General features: G+C 67.5%; 15 protein-coding genes. 8 read left to right on the top strand and 7 right to left on the bottom strand.

The window, feature by feature from the left end; translation table 11 throughout:
• Nucleotides 1-16 precede the first annotated feature (16 nt).
• From ACFQQC_RS14220 to ACFQQC_RS14195, 6 genes are all read left to right on the top strand, one after another.
• A complete protein-coding gene (locus ACFQQC_RS14220) occupies nucleotides 17-1,162 on the top strand; it encodes a peptidoglycan DD-metalloendopeptidase family protein (RefSeq protein WP_376863098.1) in 1,146 nt (381 codons plus the stop codon).
• A 131-nt stretch (nucleotides 1,163-1,293) separates the two neighbouring features.
• Nucleotides 1,294-1,587, top strand: coding sequence for a preprotein translocase subunit YajC (yajC, locus tag ACFQQC_RS14215; RefSeq protein WP_376863241.1), 294 nt, complete (start codon nucleotides 1,294-1,296; stop codon nucleotides 1,585-1,587).
• Nucleotides 1,588-1,618: 31 nt separating this feature from the next.
• Nucleotides 1,619-3,250 carry a protein translocase subunit SecD gene (gene secD, locus ACFQQC_RS14210; RefSeq protein ID WP_376863097.1) on the top strand — a complete coding sequence of 544 codons (1,632 nt, stop codon included), beginning with the start codon at nucleotides 1,619-1,621 and terminating at the stop codon, nucleotides 3,248-3,250.
• A gap of 4 nt (nucleotides 3,251-3,254) precedes the next feature.
• A complete protein-coding gene (gene secF / locus ACFQQC_RS14205) occupies nucleotides 3,255-4,238 on the top strand; it encodes a protein translocase subunit SecF (protein ID WP_376863096.1) in 984 nt (327 codons plus the stop codon).
• Nucleotides 4,239-4,311: 73 nt separating this feature from the next.
• A complete protein-coding gene (locus tag ACFQQC_RS14200; protein WP_376863095.1) occupies nucleotides 4,312-4,935 on the top strand; it encodes a squalene/phytoene synthase family protein in 624 nt (207 codons plus the stop codon).
• 16 nt (nucleotides 4,936-4,951) lie between these two features.
• Nucleotides 4,952-5,260: a hypothetical protein gene (locus tag ACFQQC_RS14195; RefSeq protein ID WP_376863094.1), complete on the top strand. Its 309-nt coding sequence runs from the start codon at nucleotides 4,952-4,954 to the stop codon at nucleotides 5,258-5,260.
• A gap of 78 nt (nucleotides 5,261-5,338) precedes the next feature.
• On the opposite strand, the gene ACFQQC_RS14190 is transcribed toward ACFQQC_RS14195, so the two are convergent.
• On the bottom strand, nucleotides 5,339-6,226 hold the full coding sequence (locus tag ACFQQC_RS14190; RefSeq protein ID WP_376863093.1) for an oxygenase MpaB family protein: 888 nt from the start codon (nucleotides 6,224-6,226) through the stop codon (nucleotides 5,339-5,341).
• Between the two features lie 59 nt (nucleotides 6,227-6,285).
• Between ACFQQC_RS14190 and ACFQQC_RS14185 the strand changes: the two genes are divergently transcribed.
• Nucleotides 6,286-7,050, top strand: coding sequence for a hypothetical protein (locus ACFQQC_RS14185; RefSeq protein ID WP_376863092.1), 765 nt, complete (start codon nucleotides 6,286-6,288; stop codon nucleotides 7,048-7,050).
• Between the two features lie 17 nt (nucleotides 7,051-7,067).
• Here ACFQQC_RS14185 and ACFQQC_RS14180 read toward each other — a convergent pair whose 3' ends face one another.
• On the bottom strand, nucleotides 7,068-7,274 hold the full coding sequence (locus ACFQQC_RS14180; RefSeq protein ID WP_376863091.1) for a hypothetical protein: 207 nt from the start codon (nucleotides 7,272-7,274) through the stop codon (nucleotides 7,068-7,070).
• Nucleotides 7,274-8,668, bottom strand: coding sequence for a methylenetetrahydrofolate--tRNA-(uracil(54)-C(5))-methyltransferase (FADH(2)-oxidizing) TrmFO (gene trmFO, locus ACFQQC_RS14175; RefSeq protein WP_376863090.1), 1,395 nt, complete (start codon nucleotides 8,666-8,668; stop codon nucleotides 7,274-7,276). The genes ACFQQC_RS14180 and trmFO overlap by 1 nt, the downstream gene beginning before the upstream one ends.
• A gap of 143 nt (nucleotides 8,669-8,811) precedes the next feature.
• Here trmFO and ACFQQC_RS14170 point away from each other — a divergent pair, with 143 nt between their 5' ends.
• Entirely contained in the window at nucleotides 8,812-9,633 is an 822-nt protein-coding gene (locus tag ACFQQC_RS14170) for a hypothetical protein (RefSeq protein ID WP_376863089.1), read from the top strand.
• Nucleotides 9,634-9,666: 33 nt separating this feature from the next.
• Here ACFQQC_RS14170 and uvrA read toward each other — a convergent pair whose 3' ends face one another.
• The 4 genes from uvrA to ACFQQC_RS14150 form a co-directional block, all read right to left on the bottom strand.
• The gene (gene uvrA, locus ACFQQC_RS14165; RefSeq protein WP_376863088.1) at nucleotides 9,667-12,612 is read right to left on the bottom strand and encodes an excinuclease ABC subunit UvrA; all 2,946 of its coding nucleotides are present in this window, start codon (nucleotides 12,610-12,612) and stop codon (nucleotides 9,667-9,669) included.
• Nucleotides 12,613-12,817: 205 nt separating this feature from the next.
• Nucleotides 12,818-15,355: a hypothetical protein gene (locus tag ACFQQC_RS14160; protein ID WP_376863087.1), complete on the bottom strand. Its 2,538-nt coding sequence runs from the start codon at nucleotides 15,353-15,355 to the stop codon at nucleotides 12,818-12,820.
• 86 nt (nucleotides 15,356-15,441) lie between these two features.
• Complete coding sequence (locus ACFQQC_RS14155; RefSeq protein ID WP_376863086.1) at nucleotides 15,442-15,921, bottom strand: group III truncated hemoglobin; 480 nt, start codon at nucleotides 15,919-15,921, stop codon at nucleotides 15,442-15,444.
• Nucleotides 15,922-15,962: 41 nt separating this feature from the next.
• Nucleotides 15,963-16,403 (bottom strand): hypothetical protein, encoded by a 441-nt coding sequence (locus ACFQQC_RS14150; protein WP_376863085.1) that lies wholly within the window; start codon nucleotides 16,401-16,403, stop codon nucleotides 15,963-15,965.
• Nucleotides 16,404-16,427 lie beyond the last annotated feature (24 nt).

Here is a 16,427-nt window from a genome sequence, read left to right as displayed (position 1 = left end):
GAATCGGAGCGGGCGAATGAGACGAATGGGCGGCGCTGTGCGCATCCTGACACTGGTGGGGGCGGTCAGCCTGCTGGCGGCATGCTCCAGCTATCCCAGCGAGCCGCGCTATTCGATCTACGCCGACCAGCCGCCGGGACCGGCGCCGACCGGCCCAACCGCGCCCGCCTATCCGACCCGCCCGGTTCCGACCGGTGAGGGCGTGCGTGGCCCGACCAATCCCGCCAATGAGGCCCCTCCGCCGCGCGGCGCCCCGGTGGAGTCGATCGAGGGCGGCGAACTGGCCCCGACGGTGACGGTCGGCCCGCGCCCCTACAATGACGTTCCGACCCGGCCCTACACCGAGGTGCCCAACACCTCCTACAACGAGCCCGCCCGCCCGTACGGCAATCCGGCCGCCGGACCGGCATCGGAGGGCTTCACCTCGCCCCCGCCCCCCGCGCGCGGTCCCGCCGTGGCCGGCGCGGCCTACGAGATCCAGCCGGGCGACACCATTTCGGGCATCGGGCGCCGGTTCCAGACGCCGGTGCAGTCCCTGATCGATCTGAACGGCCTGGGCCCGCGCGCGGCCATCACGCCGGGCCAGCGCATCATCCTGCCCGAGGGCGCGATCGATATCGGCGGCGATCCTTACGCCACCGGCCCGTCGCCCCACGGTGTGACCGTGCCCAATGACGGCGTTCCGCCGCCGCCTCCGCCGCCTCCGGCCAATCTTCCGGCGCCCCCGCGTCAGCCTGCCGCAAGCGCTCCGCCGGTCACCGTGGCCGGTCCCTCTGTCGGTCTGGACTGGCCGATCCGCGGCGACATCCTGCGGCGTTTCGGCCCGGTGGGCATGGGTGAGCGCAACAATGGCGTCAACATCGGCGCTCCCGCCGGGGCCGAGGTGCGGGCCGCCGCGGCGGGTCGGGTCGGCTATGTCGGCGATGATCTGGCGGGGCAGGGCCTGACGGTCCTGATCGTCCACCGCGACGGCTGGCGCACGGTCTATGGCCACCTCGGCTCCACCACGGTGCGTGATGGCGACGAGGTGATGCCGGGTCAGCAGGTTGGCACCGTCGGGACGACCGCCGGCGACGGCCGTCCGTCGATCCATTTCGAAACCTGGCGGGTGCGCGGAGACACGCCGTCGGCGGTCGATCCGCTGACCGTGTTGCCGCGATAACGCAGGCCGTTCGGCGCGGTGTGTCGCCGCGTTGCAAAGTGTAACGACGCGCCCTAGGTTCCGCGCCTCATTTTCAGGGGGCGGCGCCGAGGGCGCGCCTCGCGCTTTCGGAGATTCACGTGCAGGAATTCATGGCCGGTCCGGGCTCGATGCTCGTCTTCATGGTCCCCATGATCGTGCTGTTCTACTTCCTGATCCTGCGGCCGCAGTCGCAGCAGGTGAAGAAGCACAAGGCGATGATCGAGGCGATCAAGCGCGGCGAGACCGTGGTTCTGTCCAACGGCATGATCGGCAAGGTCACCCGCGTCGAGAACGACCAGGTCATGGTCGAGATCGCCCAGGGCGTGAACGTCGCCGTCATCAAGTCGATGATCGCCGACGTGCGCAACCGCACCGCCGTCGCCGCCAACGACGCCAAGGCCTGATCGGTCTCCTGAAAGGTTCGGGGCAGCCCGCATGATTCACCTCTCGCGCTGGAAGATCATTCTTCTCGCCCTGTCACTGGTCTTCGGCCTGCTGTTCACGGCGCCGAACCTGCTGACCCAGGCTCAACGGGACGCCCTGCCGGGCTGGCTCCCGAAAAACGCCCTGAACCTGGGCCTCGACCTTCAGGGCGGGTCTTACCTGTTGCTGGAAGTCGATGTTCCGGCGATGCGCGACAAGCGCCTGAACAACCTGGCGGAAGACGCCCGCACGGTTCTGAGCGAGGCCAATATCGGCGTCAGCACCATCGCGCGACAGAGCGACGGCGTCATCGTCACCCTGTCCGATCCGTCGCAGATGCAAGCCGCCCAGGACGCCATGGCGGCTCTGATCAGCGGCAGCCCGCAAGGCGCCGCCGACCGCGTGGTCCAGCGTCAGGGCTCGAACCGCATCCGTTACGCCTTCACCGATGCGACCATGAACGCCATGGGCGCCGACGCGGTCACCCAGTCGATCGAGGTTGTCCGTCGTCGTCTGGACAGCAGCGGCACCAAGGAAATCGCAATCACCCGCCAAGGCGCGGACCGTATCGTGGTCCAGGCGCCGGGGCAGAGCGACCCGGCCGAGCTGGAACGCCTGATCGGCCAGACCGCCCAGTTGACCTTCCAGATGGTCGATGTCGAGAACCAGGCCCAGGCCCTGCAGAGCGGCATCATCCCGCCGGACGCCGAAGTCCTGATGGACGAGCAGGGCGTCCCCTATCTGGTCAAGCGCCGCATCCTGGTCTCGGGCGAGAACCTGACCAAGGCTGAAGTGACGACCGACCAGAACCGGCGCACCGCCATCGGCTTCCGTTTCGACGGCGCCGGCGCCCGCCGCTTCGGCGAGGCGACCGCCGCCAACATCGGCCGTCCCTTCGCCATCATCCTGGACGGCAAGGTCATCTCGGCTCCGAACATCCGCAGCGCCATCACCGGCGGCTCCGGCATCATCGAGGGCCAGTACACCATCGAGGAAGCGTCCGAGATGGTGAACCTGCTCAACGGCGGTGCGCTGCCGGCGCCGCTGAAGGTCGAGGAGCGCCGCGTCGTCACCGCCGAACTGGGGGCCGACGCCGTCAGCAAGGGCGCGCTTTCGACCGCGATCGGCTTCCTGGTCATCGTGGTCTTCATGATCCTGACCTACGGCCTGCTGTTCGGCGGGGTGTCCGTGATCGGCCTGCTGCTGAACGGCCTGCTGATCGTGGCCTGTATGAGCCTGTTCCAGGCGACGCTGACCCTGCCGGGTATCGCCGGTCTGATCCTGACCTTCGCCGTGGCCGTTGACGCCAACGTGCTGATCTATGAGCGGATGCGCGACGAAGCGCGGGCGGGACGCAGCGTCATCGCCTCGATGGACGCGGGCTTCTCCAAGGCCTGGGGCACCATCCTGGACGCCAACGTGACGACCCTGGTGGCCGCGGCGATCATGTTCGTGTTCGGCGCCGGCCCGGTGCGCGGCTTCGCCTGGACCCTGTCGATCGGCGTCTTCACCTCGGTCCTGTCCTCGGTCGTCGTGGCCCAGGTCCTGCTGGCCGTCTGGCTGAAGGTCGCCAAACCCAAGAAACTGCCGATCGCGGACGAGACCCCCGTCTTCGCCGGCAAGACCGTTCCGGCGGCGGAGTAAGACCATGCGTGGATGGCCTCTCATCAAGATCCTGCCGCAGAAGACGAACTTCCGCTTCGTGAAGTACGCCCTGCCGGCCGGCATCATCTCGACGGTGCTCTGCATCGCCTCGCTGGTCGGGTGCTTCTATCCCGGCCTCAACATGGGCATCGACTTCCGCGGGGGCGCCTCGATCGAGGTGTCCAAGCCGGTCGGTCAGGCGATTGATCTGGGCGCTGTCCGCGGCGCCGTCAGCGACCTTGGCCTTGGCGACGTCGGGGTGCAGGGCATCGCCCGCCGCGGCAGCAATGTGGATGACGGCTCGACCGCCATCCTCCGTTTCCAGGTGCCGGAAGGCCGCGACCAGACCCAGGTGGTCCAGCAGGTCGAGACCGCCATCACCGAGGCGGTCGGCGACGTGAGCTACTCCGGCGTCAGCATCGTCGGCTCCAAGGTTTCCGGCGAGCTGTTCACCGCGGGCCTGCTGGCCCTCGGTTCGGCCGTCTTCCTGATGTTCCTCTACATCTGGTTCCGCTTCGAGCCGCAGTTCGGCTTCGGCGCCGTGGCCGGCTTGGTGCACGACATGATCCTGACCTTCGGTCTGATCGTGGTCATGGGGCTGGAGTTCAACCTGACCATGGTGGCGGCCATCCTGACCGTCATCGGCTATTCGATGAACGACACCGTCGTGGTGTTCGACCGCCTGCGCGAGAACCTGCGCAAGTACAAGACCATGCCGCTGCGCGAGGTGATCGACCTGTCGCTGAACGAGACCCTGTCGCGGACGATCATCACCGGCGTCACCGCCGTGGCGGTTCTGGCCGTGCTGGCCATCTGGGGCGGCGAGGCCCTGTTCGGCTTCTCCATCGCCCTGATGATGGGCATCATCATCGGCACCTATTCGTCGATCTATGTCGGCGCACCGATCATCCTGCTGTGGGGCGTGAAGCGCGGCGGTCCGTCCGACGACGCCAAGCCGATCAAGCTGGGCATGGCCTCGCGGCCCTGATCCGGACCGCGACGGAAGACTGATCTGACGGGGCGGGTCTCACGATCCGCCCCGTTTCGCTTGTGAAGGACGCATGACCGATCTCGACGCACAGGTCCGGGAAGCCGATATCGACCGCTGGCTATCCAGTCGGTTCGTCGCTGACCCGCAGGCGCGCGCCGACCTGATCGCCCTGTACGCCTTCGAGGCCGAACTGATGGCCATTCCTACGCGGGTGACCCAGCCGCTGCTGGCCGAGATGCGTTTCACCTGGTGGGCCGAGCAGATGGACGGGGTGTTCAGCGGCGTCGCGCGCAAGGGCCATCCCGTGCTGGAAGCCCTGACCGATCTGGCTGCCCGCCACAGTCTGCCGCGCGCGCCGTTCGACGCCCTGATCGAGGCGCACATCGGCCGTGTGCATAGTCAGCCGCACGATCTGGACGCCTTCTACGTCGGTCCCATGCAAACGGCCGTCCGGATCCTGGCGGGCGAGGGTCATGACGCTGTGGCAGCCGACGCCGCCCGGGTGCGCGGGCTCAGCCAAACGGGACGCCGGGACGAGGCCAGGGCGTTGCGACGCGCCGCCAACGCGGCGCTGAAGTCCCTGCCGATCCACGCCTTCCCGGCCGTCGCCCCCGCCGCCCTGACAAGCCCCGATGCGCCGGAGTTCGTAAAGCGCCTGACGCTCGTGCTGGCGACGGCGCGCGGCCGCATCTGATCCGACGGAGCCACCGATGAACGCCCTCGCCGACATTATCCTTCTGCTGGGTCAGGTCTTCGGTCTGGCCGCCGCGCCCGCCGCCGTGACCGGCGCTGTCATGCGCAACGGTGGCCGCCCGCCGCGCGGCTTCGTCCGGGCCTTCAAGCTGGCCTATGCCCCCTGGCTGCTGGCGATGGCCGCCTATGCCGGGTTCCAGTGGTACTGGGTCTCGATCCTGGGCCGACCCAGCGGCGAGATGCCGGGGTTGGTCATGCTGGGCATTCTCGTCATGGGCGGCTACGGCGCGGTCTATTTCATCCGCGCCGCCGACGGGAAGCTCTGACCTACAGCGTCAGGTGCAGGGCCAGCAGATCCTGAACGGCCTGTCCGGACAGATCATCAATGCGGATATTGAGGGCCATCAGTAGCTCGTGACGTCACGGGGATGGACGCGGACATTCGGCGAGCCCCGGAAGGCCCAGCGGATGAAGCGGGCGGTGGACAGGGCGGCGCCTCGGGTCAGGACGCGTGGCGGTCCGAACGGGCGATCATGCATCGCCTGCGCCCAGTCCGGCAGCAGGTCGAGTCCGGCCTGCATGATCACGCCGGCGGCGGCGTCCACGGCGGGCGAGCCGATCCTGTGGCGCATGACCATCCGCGCGACCTCGCGGGTGCGGGCGTCGGCCTTCAACTGCGGGCGATAGCTCTGGATCAGCGCCTCGGCCTGAGCCCGGGTGCGGGGCAGGGGATCGGCGTGCAGCGCGGCGCCGATCCGGGCCATTTCGTCGAAATAGGCGTCCTGATCGGCCATCGACATGTCCGGCTCCGCATAGCGGATCCAGGCGTCCAGGAAGCTGATCGTCTCGGTCACATGCACCCAGGCCAGCAGGGCCGGATCGGACACCCGGTACGGCGTCCCGTCCGGCAGGACGCCCGCCAGCTTCGCATGGATGCGATTGACCTTGTCGATCATCGCCTGACCGTTCTCGGCGTGATCGTAGGTCGTGGTGGCGATGAATTTGGCGGTCCGGCGCAGGCGGCCATGCATGTCTGCGCGGAAGTCGGAGTGGTCCCAGACCCCCGCCAGCACCGCCGGATGCAACATCTGCAGCAGCAGGCCGGAGACCCCGCCGATCATCATGGTGACGACGTCGCCATTGACCCGCGCCGCCACGCCGTCGGACGGGAGTAGGGCGTCCCCGCGCCGCAGGACCGGCCGCTCGCCCTTGTCGGCGTCATTGAAGACATCGGTGATCTTCTGCCGCACAGCGCGCCGGGCGAAGTCGAAGGAATAACGCTGGTGGTTCATGCCCGTCATTTCGTGCAGGATAGGAGGGATTGAGGGGTTTCGCGACTGTCGGAGGGGAAATGAAACTGCCTGTAAATGCCGGAGTGATGCTGATTGCAGCCGCGATTCTCGCCGGGCCGGTGAGGGCACAGGAGACAGACGACGGTTGGGATCTTGCAACCGATCCCGCGACCGATTCCGTCAGCGCCAGCGTCTCCTATGCGTCCGGGGCGTCCATCATCGTCCTGTGTCGCGCCGGAACCTTGCTGACCGGCATCTCCGGGACGCCCCTGTCGCGCGACTCTTCGCGTCGGGCCCTGCTCACGCGGGGCGATGATTTCTCCACGGAGGGGCAATGGGACCGCTCCGCTGACGGCAGGCTTGGCCTGAGCAATGCCCCGATGACAGCCCGCTTTCTCCGTCTGGGCGGGTCTGTGACGCTTCAGTCCATCGACGGGGATCCCGCGCCGTTCAACGTCGCTTTCGCCCTTCCGGCGTCAGGGGCCGTGGTGGATCAGGTTCTGACGGCCTGCGATCAGCCCCTGACCCGCGAACACGATCGGGCGACGGACGTGTCGGATCTATTGCTGCAGGGGTTAGCGATAGAGATGCCGGCGACGGCGGCCCCGAGGACCGGCGGCGTGCAAGCCATCTCGCTGACCTGCCTGATCGCGGGCGGGCGGCTGACCGGATGTGTCTCGGAGAGCCAGCAGCCGCCGAACCCCGAGGGCGGAGCCGCGACGGCGCGGCGCGCGAACGGCGAGCGTGCACGGTTCAGCAACGAGGCGGCGGCGGAGGGCGGACGCGTCGAGATCGTGGTGACCGGCGCGCGGATCAGGAGGTAGGCGGGGCTGAAAGGGGCTCAGGCCTGACCGGCCGGCGGCTGCAGGCTCAGGATCTTGCGATCCAGCCGGGCCACCTCGTCCTCCAGCCGCGCCTTTTCCGACGCCATATCGACGGGCGTGCCGTCGTCATAGGCGATCTGCGCGCCCTTGGAGATCAGGTCGAGGCGGTAGATCAGGGTCGTGCGGCGGTCGATCAGCCGGCCCAGTTCGGTCTGTTCCGCCATCAGTTCGCGTCCCGCCAGGCCTTCAGGGCCTCCAGTCCCCGGACGCTCATCAACCGCTTCTTGGCCCGACCGCGTTCCTTGGGATGGATGCGATTGCCGTCGGCGTCCTTGCGCGGCGCCTCCAGCGGCGGCAGCAGGCCGTAGTTGATGTTCATCGGCTGGAATTTGGAGCCTTCCATGTGGCCCCCGGTGATGTGCTCGACCAGGGCGCCCATAGCCGTCTCCGGCGGCGGCGCGGACAGCTCGCGGCCCAGCGCCTGGGCGGCGGCGAGGCGACCCGTCAGCAGGCCCATGGCCGCGCTCTCGACATAGCCCTCGACGCCGGTGACCTGGCCGGCGAAGCGCAGGCGCGGCACGGCCTTCAGGCGCAGCTGCTTGTCCAGCAACTGCGGGCTGTTCAGGTAGGTGTTGCGGTGCAGGCCGCCGAGGCGGGCGAACTGGGCGTTCTGCAGGCCCGGGATCATGCGGAAGGTCTCGGCCTGCGCCCCATGCTTCAGCTTGGTCTGGAAGCCGACCAGATTGTAGAGGGTGCCCAGCGCATTGTCCTGACGCAGCTGAACGATGGCGTGCGGCTTGACCGTCGGATTGCGCGGATTGGTCAGGCCGACCGGCTTCATCGGACCATGGCGCAGGGTCTCGCGACCGCGCTCGGCCATGACCTCGATCGGCAGGCAGCCGTCGAAATAGGGGACGTTCTCCCAGTCCTTGAACTCGGCCTTGGGCCCGTTCAGCAGGGCGTCGATGAAGGCCTCGTACTGCTCCTTGTCCATCGGGCAGTTGACGTAGGCGGCGGCGTCTCCGCCCGGGCCTTCCTTGTCATAGCGCGACTGACGCCAGGCGATGTCGAAGTCGATCGAGTCGGCGTGGACGATGGGGGCGATGGCGTCGAAGAACGACAGGCTCTCTTCGCCGGTGGCCTCCAGGATGGCTTCGGCCAGTGCGGGCGAGGTGAGGGGGCCGGTGGCGACGATGACATTGTCCCACTCTTCCGGCGGCAGACCGGCGATCTCCTCGCGCACGAGGGTGACCAGCGGATGGGCTTCCAGCTTGGCCGTCACGGCCTGTGAGAAGCCCTCGCGGTCCACGGCCAGGGCGCCGCCGGCAGGCACCTGATGAGCGTCGCCGCAGGCCATGATGATCGAGTCCAGCGCCCGCATCTCGGCGTGCAGCAGGCCGACGGCGTTGTATTCCCAGTCGTCCGACCGGAAGGAGTTGGAACAGACCAGCTCGGCCAGGCCGTCGGTGTGGTGGGCGTCGGTCTTCACGCCCGGCACGCCGCGCATCTCGTGCAGGATGACGGGAACGCCGGCGTTGGCGATCTGCCAGGCGGCTTCGGAACCGGCGAGGCCGCCGCCGATGACGTGAACGGGAGAGGGGGAGGTGGTCGTGCTCATGGCGGGGTTCTAGCGGCCTCATCGCCAGATGCCAGCGCCCATTGACGGGTTCGTCCTCGCGACCGCTCGCCGCGTCCGGATGGATTTCCACTGACACCCGGCGGACCGGGCACTAGAACGGGCCGCGAGTCACGGAGAACATGATGAAAATCGCCGCCACTGAAGCCGCCTTCGAAGGCTTCCGCCTCAGCCGGCGGCGTCCCGGCGCTGTCGCCCTCTGGGGCGCCGTCTGGCTGGTCGGGCTGATCGCCATGCTGCTGGCGGTCATGCCTCTGCTGGCGCCGCACATGGGAGAGCTGGGGGCCTCCGGCGGCGATCCCGCAAAACTGTCTCCGGCGGCGACGGCGGCGATGCAGCGCATCACCTGGGTCACGATCCCCGTGCTGATCCTGCTTCAGGCCGTGCTGGCCCCGGCAGTCTATCGCGCGGTGCTGCGACCGCAGGAGAAAAGCTTCGCCTCTCTCCGCGTCGGTCGGGACGAGGGCCGGCTGCTGATCGTGGCCCTGGTGGTCGGCTGTGTCAGCGCCGTGGCCAATGTCGGCGGCGAGATCATCGTCAATGCATCCGTGGCGGGCGGCGGCATGATCGTCGGCGCGCTGGTCTGGCTGGTGGTGACGGGCGTGACGATCTGGCTGTCGGTCCGCCTGTGTCTCATCGCCCCGCTGAGCTTCCATCGCCGCCGCCTCGCCTTCGTCGAGGGTTGGAAGGTGACGCGTCCGCTGTTCTGGCCGCTGCTGGGGCTGAACATCATCGTCTTCGCCCTCGCGGCGGTCGTGGTCCTGCTGCTGATCCTGATCGGCTGGCCGCTGCAGGTGGTGATGGCCAGTGGCGGGCCCGCCTCGCCGGGAGCCGCCATCGGCGCCCTGCTGATCCTCATCCTGCTGCCGCTCGGCATGGCGATGGTCTCGACCCTGCTGTGGGCGCCGTTCGCGGCCATCTGCCGGGATATTCCCGAGTCGCGCTGATCCGGCCCTGATCCCGAGCGCGGGCGCGGACCGTCAGGCCCGCGCCTTCGCCTTGGCTTTCACCGGCTTGGCCTCAGCGGGCGCAGACAAGCTGGCGACACGCGCCTTGCGGCGCTGCTCGTGCCGGTCCAGCACCTCCTTGAGGTATTTGCCGGTCCAGCTCTTCGGATTGGCCGCGACCTCTTCCGGCGTGCCCACGGCCACGATCTCACCGCCGCCGTCGCCGCCCTCGGGACCGAAGTCCAGCAGGTAGTCGGCGACCTTGATGACATCCAGGTTGTGCTCGATCACCACGATGGTGTTGCCGTTCTCGACCAGCTCCTGCAGCACCTCCAGCAGCTTGCGGGTGTCCTCGAAATGCAGACCCGTGGTTGGTTCGTCGAGGATGTAGAGGGTCTTGCCCGTCGCCCGCTTCGACAGCTCCTTGGACAGCTTGACCCGCTGGGCCTCGCCGCCCGACAGGGTTGTCGCCGACTGGCCGACCTTGACGTAGCCCAGGCCGACCCGCTCCAGCGTCTGCATCTTGTCGCGGATCGACGGCACGGCGGTGAAGAAGCGCGCGGCCTCTTCCACCGTCATATCAAGGACGTCCGAGATGGACTTGCCCTTGAACACGATCTCCAGCGTCTCGCGATTGTACCGCTTGCCATGGCAGACGTCGCAGGTGACGTAGACGTCCGGCAGAAAGTGCATCTCGATCTTGATCAGGCCGTCGCCCTGACAGGCCTCGCAGCGACCGCCCTTCACATTGAACGAGAACCGGCCAGGGCCGTAACCGCGGGCCTTGGATTCCGGCAGACCCGCGTACCAGTCGCGGATCGGGCCGAAGGCGCCGGTGTAGGTGGCCGGGTTCGAGCGCGGCGTGCGGCCGATGGGCGACTGGTCGATGTCGATGACCTTGTCGAACATCTCCAGCCCCTCGATCCGGTCGTGGGGCGCGGGCGCGTCGGACGCATTGTGCAGACGGCGCGCGGCGGCCTTGTACAGGGTCTCGATGGTGAAGGTCGACTTGCCGCCGCCGGACACGCCGGTGACGCAGGTGAACAGGCCGCCGGGGATCTCGCCGGTGACGTTCTTCAGATTGTTGCCGGTCGCCCCGCTGATCTTCAGCATCTTCTTGCGATTGACCGGACGACGCCCCTCGGGCGGCAGCTCGATCTCGCGCTCGCCGGTCAGGTATTTGCCGGTCAGGGAGTTGGGATTGGCCATGACCTCGGCGGGCGTGCCCTGGGCGCAGACCTGACCGCCATGGACGCCAGCCGCCGGGCCCATGTCGATGACATAGTCGGCGGTCAGGATGGCTTCCTCGTCATGCTCGACTACCAGCACCGAGTTGCCGAGGTCGCGCAGGCCCATCAGGCTTTCCAGCAGGCGGGTGTTGTCGCGCTGGTGCAGGCCGATGGACGGCTCGTCGAGCACATACAGCACGCCGGTCAGGCCAGAGCCGATCTGGCTGGCCAGACGGATGCGCTGGCTCTCGCCGCCGGACAGGGTGCCCGAGCTGCGCGACAGGTTCAGATAGTCGAGGCCGACGTTGTTCAGGAAGCCAAGGCGGTCGTTGATCTCCTTCAGGATCCGCCGGGCGATCTCCATCTGCTTGTCGGTCAGCTTGCCTTCGAGGCCCAGGAACCATTCGTGGGCGTGCTTGATCGACAGCCAGGACACCTCGGCGATGTCCTCGCCCGCGATCTTCACCGCCAGGGCTTCCGGCTTCAGACGCTTGCCGCCGCAGGCCTCGCAGGGGGTCTCGGACTGGAAGCGGCCCAGCTCCTCGCGCACCCAGGCGGAGTCCGTCTCGCGCCAGCGACGCTCAAGGTTCGGCAATACGCCCTCGAAGGCCTTCAGCGTCTCGTATTTGCGGGCGTTGTCGTCGTAGACGAATTTGATCTTCTCGCCGCCCGAGCCGTGCAGAACGACGGTCTGCGCCTTGCCCGGCAGCTCGCGCCACGGCTTGTCCATCGAGAAGCCGTAGTGGCTGGCCAGCGACTGCAGCGTCTGGGTGTAGAGCGGCGAGGGGCCGCGCGACCACGGGGCCACCGCGCCCGCGTGCAGGGTCTTGTCGCGATCCGGCACCACCAGATCGGCGTCGAAGGCCAGCTTCACGCCCAGACCGTCACAGACCGGACAGGCGCCGAACGGATTGTTGAACGAGAACAGCCGCGGCTCGATCTCGCTGATGGTGAAGCCCGAGACCGGGCAGGCGAACTTCTCGGAGAAGGTGATCCGGCGCGGGCCGGTCTCGCCCTCCATGGTGTTGGCCCATTCGGCCACGGCGATGCCGTCGGCCAGCCCCAGGGCGGTCTGCAGGCTGTCGGCGTAGCGGCCTTCAAGCCCCTGTTTGGTGACGATCCGATCCACGACGATGTCGATGTCGTGCTTGAACTTCTTGTCGAGCGCCGGGGCGTCCTCGATGGCGTAGAACTCGCCGTCGATCTTCACGCGCTGGAAGCCCGCGCGCTGCCACTCGGCCATCTCCTTCTTGTACTCGCCCTTGCGGCCGCGCACGACCGGAGCCAGCAGCAGCAGGCGTTCGCCGTCGGCCAGGGCCGTCAGCTTGTCGACCATCATCGAGATGGTCTGGCTTTCGATCGGCAGGCCGGTCGCGGGCGAGTAGGGGATGCCCACTCGCGCCCACAGCAGACGCATATAGTCGTGAATCTCGGTCACCGTGCCGACGGTCGAGCGCGGATTCTTCGACGTGGTCTTCTGTTCGATGGAGATGGCGGGCGAGAGGCCCTCGATCAGGTCCACGTCCGGCTTGCCCATCAGCTCCAGGAACTGGCGGGCGTAGGCGCTCAAGGATTCGACATAGCGACGCTGACCCTCGGCATAGATGGTGTCGAACGCCAGCGAGGATTTGCCCGAGCCCGACAGGCCCGTCATCACCACCAGCTTCTCGCGCGGAATGTCGAGGTCGACGCCCTTGAGATTGTGCTCGCGGGCGCCGCGGACGCGGATGAAGTTGTGCTTTTCGGTCATGGAATCCGGAGAACGCGGAGGGGCCGGGGAGGGTCCGGCGCGACAGCGCTATATGGGGTATGTTTCGCTGAAATCAGCAAGAACATTATAGGAACCCTGACCGCCTTTCGCCAGACTGCTGACAGCAGGTGGCAGCAGCACGGTGGCGCGGGGCCTCCGGATCGGTGTCGGGGCGGTCTCCGGAAACCGCCCCGACCGTGTGATCCTAGTAGCGAACGTTCAGGCCCAGCCAGATGGTGCGGCCGGTCTGCCAGGGCTGGCTGGAATAGGCCACGTTCCGGTTGGGAATGGTGTCGAACAGGTTGGAGATGCGAGCCTCGAGACGGGCGCTGCGGTCACCACGCAGGAGCTCGAAGCTGACATTGGCGTCGACATCCAGCGAGGGCTTGTAGGTCACCGGCCCATAGACGTCGTAGGAGGTGCCACTGATCGACTGGTTCACGCCGGTGTCTTCCAGCCGGGTGAAGCTGCCGCGGTAACGCCCCCCGACGGTGACCGTCAGACGATCGTCCAGCCAGACCGACTGCCAGTCCAGATTGCCCACGAACGGCGCCGAATAGTTCTGGCGCTGGTTCTCGGCGAGCAGATCGGTCAGGGAGATGATCTCCCCCTGATAGACCACCATGGTCGCTTCATGGAGGTCGTCGTCGCTGGGATCGTAATAGTCGATAGAGCTGCTGTGGGTCTCGGACCAGCTGGTGCTGAAGGTCAGCGTATGGTTCGCGATGGGTCGGGAATAGCTGAAGTCGATACCCTCGTAGCTGCTCTCGCCGCCGTTCTCCATGCGGTAGCTGTTGACGTTGCGGGGCACGCCCAGATCGTCATGGACGATGCGCTCGACCAGCGAGCGGGAGAACTGCTTGCGGCTTTCGCGATAGATGCCGCGAAGGCGCACGTCCCCGCCGAGGACCGGGCCGGTCAGGGCCAGGGTGGCTTCATCGCTGTAAGGCGTGTCCAGACCCTGGCCGCTGTACTGGGTCGGCAGGGTGTCACGGGTCTGACGCCAGTTGTCGGACCAGACGTTCTGGCCGTTCACGACGGTGGCGGTCCGGGTCCAGGTCTCGGTGTGGCTCAGCTTCTCACGCATGGCGTAACCGAGATAGCTGCGGCCATGATAGCGGTTCAGGCCGAAGGTGGCGTTGAAGCCCCAGGGCAGGGCGCGGGCGACCGACAGGCGCGGCGAGAAATTGTGGTCGCCGAGGAAGGTCTCGTGGTCGTAGCGCAGCCCCAGCCGGACGTCATAGGCGCCCAGGGTGCGGGTCAGCTCGCCCCACAGGGCATAGCTCTGCAGGCTGACCTCGGCGTTGTAGGCCGGATAGATCACCATGTTCGCCAGCGCATATCGACCGGCGACGCAGGCGCGGTCGGTGGCGACGGCGCACACCGTCGCGGCGCTGTAGCTCGGCGCCGAATAGATGTGGGAGTCGCCCAGGCGGATCTTCTGCGCCTCCACATTGCTGAAATCGAACCCCAGACGCAGGTCGCCGCCCCACAGGGGCTGGCTCCAGGTTCCGTTCAGATTGGTGTCCTTCTGGCGCTGGTTGATCGGGCCCATGCCGCCTTCGTAACAGGTGCCGCTCAGGCACCAGTCCTCGCCCTGTGAAGGCCGGGTGTAATAGTCCTGGGCCGCCTCGCGATCATTGTCGGAGAAGGCGTAGGAGGCCTTGACCGACCACTCGGCCATGCCGCGTTCACCGGCCAGCTCCATGCGGGCCGTGGTGCCGCCGCCGTGGGTGACGATCAGCCCGTCGATGGCGCTGGAGCGGGTGGTTTCAGACCGGTAGGGGGCGTGGTTGACCTGCGCCGTGAAACGCAGATCGCCGGGCAGGTTGGTGGCCAGCTTCAGCAGATAGTTTTCGCTGGTGCTAAAGGAGTCATACTCCCCGGCGCCCAGTCCCGCCGACCAGGTGCTGGTCGTATAGGCCTCGGACAGCGAATAGGCGGCCAGCAGGCTGAGGTTCTCGTTGACCGGGAGATCGACCGAGACGTTCCAGCGCTCGCGCCCGTACTGGGGCTTGTCCGGCAGGTTGTCGGCGAGCTGCGCCTCAAGGTTGGGCGACAGCTTGTAGTGGGTGAGGTTGTCGCCGGTGTAGCTGTAGCCGGCCCGCATGCCGAACATCGGCGACGGATCGCGGGTCACGATATCGACCACGCCGCCGGTGAAGCGGCCGAACTCCGCCGACACGTTGGAGTCCCGCACGGTCATTTCGCCGACGAGGCTGGAATCGACCCAGTTGCTCTGGGCGCTGGCGCCGGCGACCGAGTCATAGTGGATGGCCGAGCCGGACGTCAGGGTTGGATCCAGCAGCTCCATCATCGAGTTCACGCCGACGCCGTCGATCAGGAACAGGTTCTCGCTGGGGCGGCCGCCCGAGATCGAGACCTCGGTCGGACGAAGATCGCGCAGACTGTCCCGGGTCGCGGCGGCGGCGCTTCGCGAGAAATGGGCAGTGGGCAACTGGCTCAGCAGCTCGTTGACGTCGCCCGAGCCGGACGCGCGATCCTCGATCGACTTCTGGGTGAAGGTGACGGAGCCGGAATCGAGCAGGTCCCCCAGGCGGTAGGGCCGACCGGCGGCGCCGCGCGTGGCATCATCGACAACGACCGTGGGCACAGCCTCTTCCGCCTCGGCCGGCTCAGCCTGGAGCGGCAGCGAAACTGACTGCGCCGTGGCGGCCCCGGCCAGCAGACAGGCGAGGGTGAGGGTGGAAGCGCCGGTCACGGCGCGGGTGCGATTGCCCATCGGGGTACTCCTGAACGATGGGCGGCCTGATAATAAGATTGAGAGTCACTCTCAAGTAAAAAGGCAGAGCTTGCTCCGCATTCCGGTCAGGTCTCCGGTGACCACGGTCGCCGGTATCTCTCGCCCGGCCCCAGCAGGACGCTGTTGGCGTTGGCCACGCCCAGTTCGAGGCTTTCGGCGATCCGGCGCGCGCGTTCCATGAAATGGGCGACGGCCACGGGCGGGCAGACCTCGCGCGCGGTCTCCTCGAAAAGGGCCAGCCAGCGGTCGAAATGTGTGGCGTCGATCGGCAGCGGCAGATGCTTCGGCATCGGGCGCCCCTGATAGACGCCGGTCGACAGGGCGACCGAGGACCAGAACAGCTTCATCTGGGCCAGATGCGGCGCCCAGTCCTCGATCCGTTCGGCGAAGACGGGGCCGATCAGGGCGTCGTCGCGGACCCGGGCGTAGAAGCTTTCCACCAGACGGTCGATCATCGCTTCGTCGATGCCGGTCTCGGCCCGGATACGATCCGTCGCCGCCTTGCGGCGCTCGGCGAGGGCATCGGCGGTGTCGGTGTGGGTCATGGCGCTGATCTAGGTCTCCCGTCCGCGCCGGACCAGTCCCGTCAGTCAGACGCGATCAGGAAGTCTCCGGCGTTGAAGGTCATGACACAGCGCGCGTCGCCGCCCGCGGCGTCCACGGTGCAGTAGTCGACCCCCACCATGTTGCGCTCGACCTTCGCCGTCGAGCGGTAGCGGCGACCGTCATGTTCGAACGCCGAGCCCATCCGCTCGCTGTGCGGGCCAAGGGCGTCCCAGAAGGCTTGGGCGATCGAGCCGCTGCAGGTGAACAGCAGGAGCTCGTCACCGCCGTCGATCACCTGCCGATAGTGGCCGGCGGCCGCCGCCAGACGAATGCAATCCGCATAAAGCCGGGCGTGCGGCCCCGTCGGTTGGCCGGCCAGCGGCGCATAGTTCGGAGGGGATGGCGGCGCCTCCGGTCCGTGGGCGCAGGCTGCGGTGGCGATCAGGGTCGTCGCGGCGATCAGCCGGAACAGATGACGCATGAACAGTCCTCCCTCCAGCAGCCT

It is taken from the genome of Brevundimonas sp. GCM10030266, from assembly GCF_042666595.1.
GTDB lineage: Bacteria > Pseudomonadota > Alphaproteobacteria > Caulobacterales > Caulobacteraceae > Brevundimonas.
The sequence above is the reverse complement of the archived record's forward strand: the minus strand, read 5'-3'. Positions and strand labels throughout refer to the sequence as shown.

What these genes read in the sequence shown, in the direction of transcription:
- ACFQQC_RS14200 (WP_376863095.1), top strand. Translation starts at nt 4,312, where the DNA reads ATGACCGATCTCGACGCACAGGTCCGGGAAGCCGATATCGACCGCTGG.
- ACFQQC_RS14160 (WP_376863087.1), bottom strand. Translation starts at nt 15,355, where the DNA reads ATGGGCAATCGCACCCGCGCCGTGACCGGCGCTTCCACCCTCACCCTC.
- ACFQQC_RS14195 (WP_376863094.1), top strand. Translation starts at nt 4,952, where the DNA reads ATGAACGCCCTCGCCGACATTATCCTTCTGCTGGGTCAGGTCTTCGGT.
- ACFQQC_RS14185 (WP_376863092.1), top strand. Translation starts at nt 6,286, where the DNA reads ATGAAACTGCCTGTAAATGCCGGAGTGATGCTGATTGCAGCCGCGATT.
- secF (WP_376863096.1), top strand. Translation starts at nt 3,255, where the DNA reads ATGCGTGGATGGCCTCTCATCAAGATCCTGCCGCAGAAGACGAACTTC.
- yajC (WP_376863241.1), top strand. Translation starts at nt 1,294, where the DNA reads ATGGCCGGTCCGGGCTCGATGCTCGTCTTCATGGTCCCCATGATCGTG.
- ACFQQC_RS14190 (WP_376863093.1), bottom strand. Translation starts at nt 6,226, where the DNA reads ATGAACCACCAGCGTTATTCCTTCGACTTCGCCCGGCGCGCTGTGCGG.
- ACFQQC_RS14170 (WP_376863089.1), top strand. Translation starts at nt 8,812, where the DNA reads ATGAAAATCGCCGCCACTGAAGCCGCCTTCGAAGGCTTCCGCCTCAGC.
- ACFQQC_RS14180 (WP_376863091.1), bottom strand. Translation starts at nt 7,274, where the DNA reads ATGGCGGAACAGACCGAACTGGGCCGGCTGATCGACCGCCGCACGACC.
- trmFO (WP_376863090.1), bottom strand. Translation starts at nt 8,668, where the DNA reads ATGAGCACGACCACCTCCCCCTCTCCCGTTCACGTCATCGGCGGCGGC.
- ACFQQC_RS14220 (WP_376863098.1), top strand. Translation starts at nt 17, where the DNA reads ATGAGACGAATGGGCGGCGCTGTGCGCATCCTGACACTGGTGGGGGCG.
- ACFQQC_RS14150 (WP_376863085.1), bottom strand. Translation starts at nt 16,403, where the DNA reads ATGCGTCATCTGTTCCGGCTGATCGCCGCGACGACCCTGATCGCCACC.
- ACFQQC_RS14155 (WP_376863086.1), bottom strand. Translation starts at nt 15,921, where the DNA reads ATGACCCACACCGACACCGCCGATGCCCTCGCCGAGCGCCGCAAGGCG.
- secD (WP_376863097.1), top strand. Translation starts at nt 1,619, where the DNA reads ATGATTCACCTCTCGCGCTGGAAGATCATTCTTCTCGCCCTGTCACTG.
- uvrA (WP_376863088.1), bottom strand. Translation starts at nt 12,612, where the DNA reads ATGACCGAAAAGCACAACTTCATCCGCGTCCGCGGCGCCCGCGAGCAC.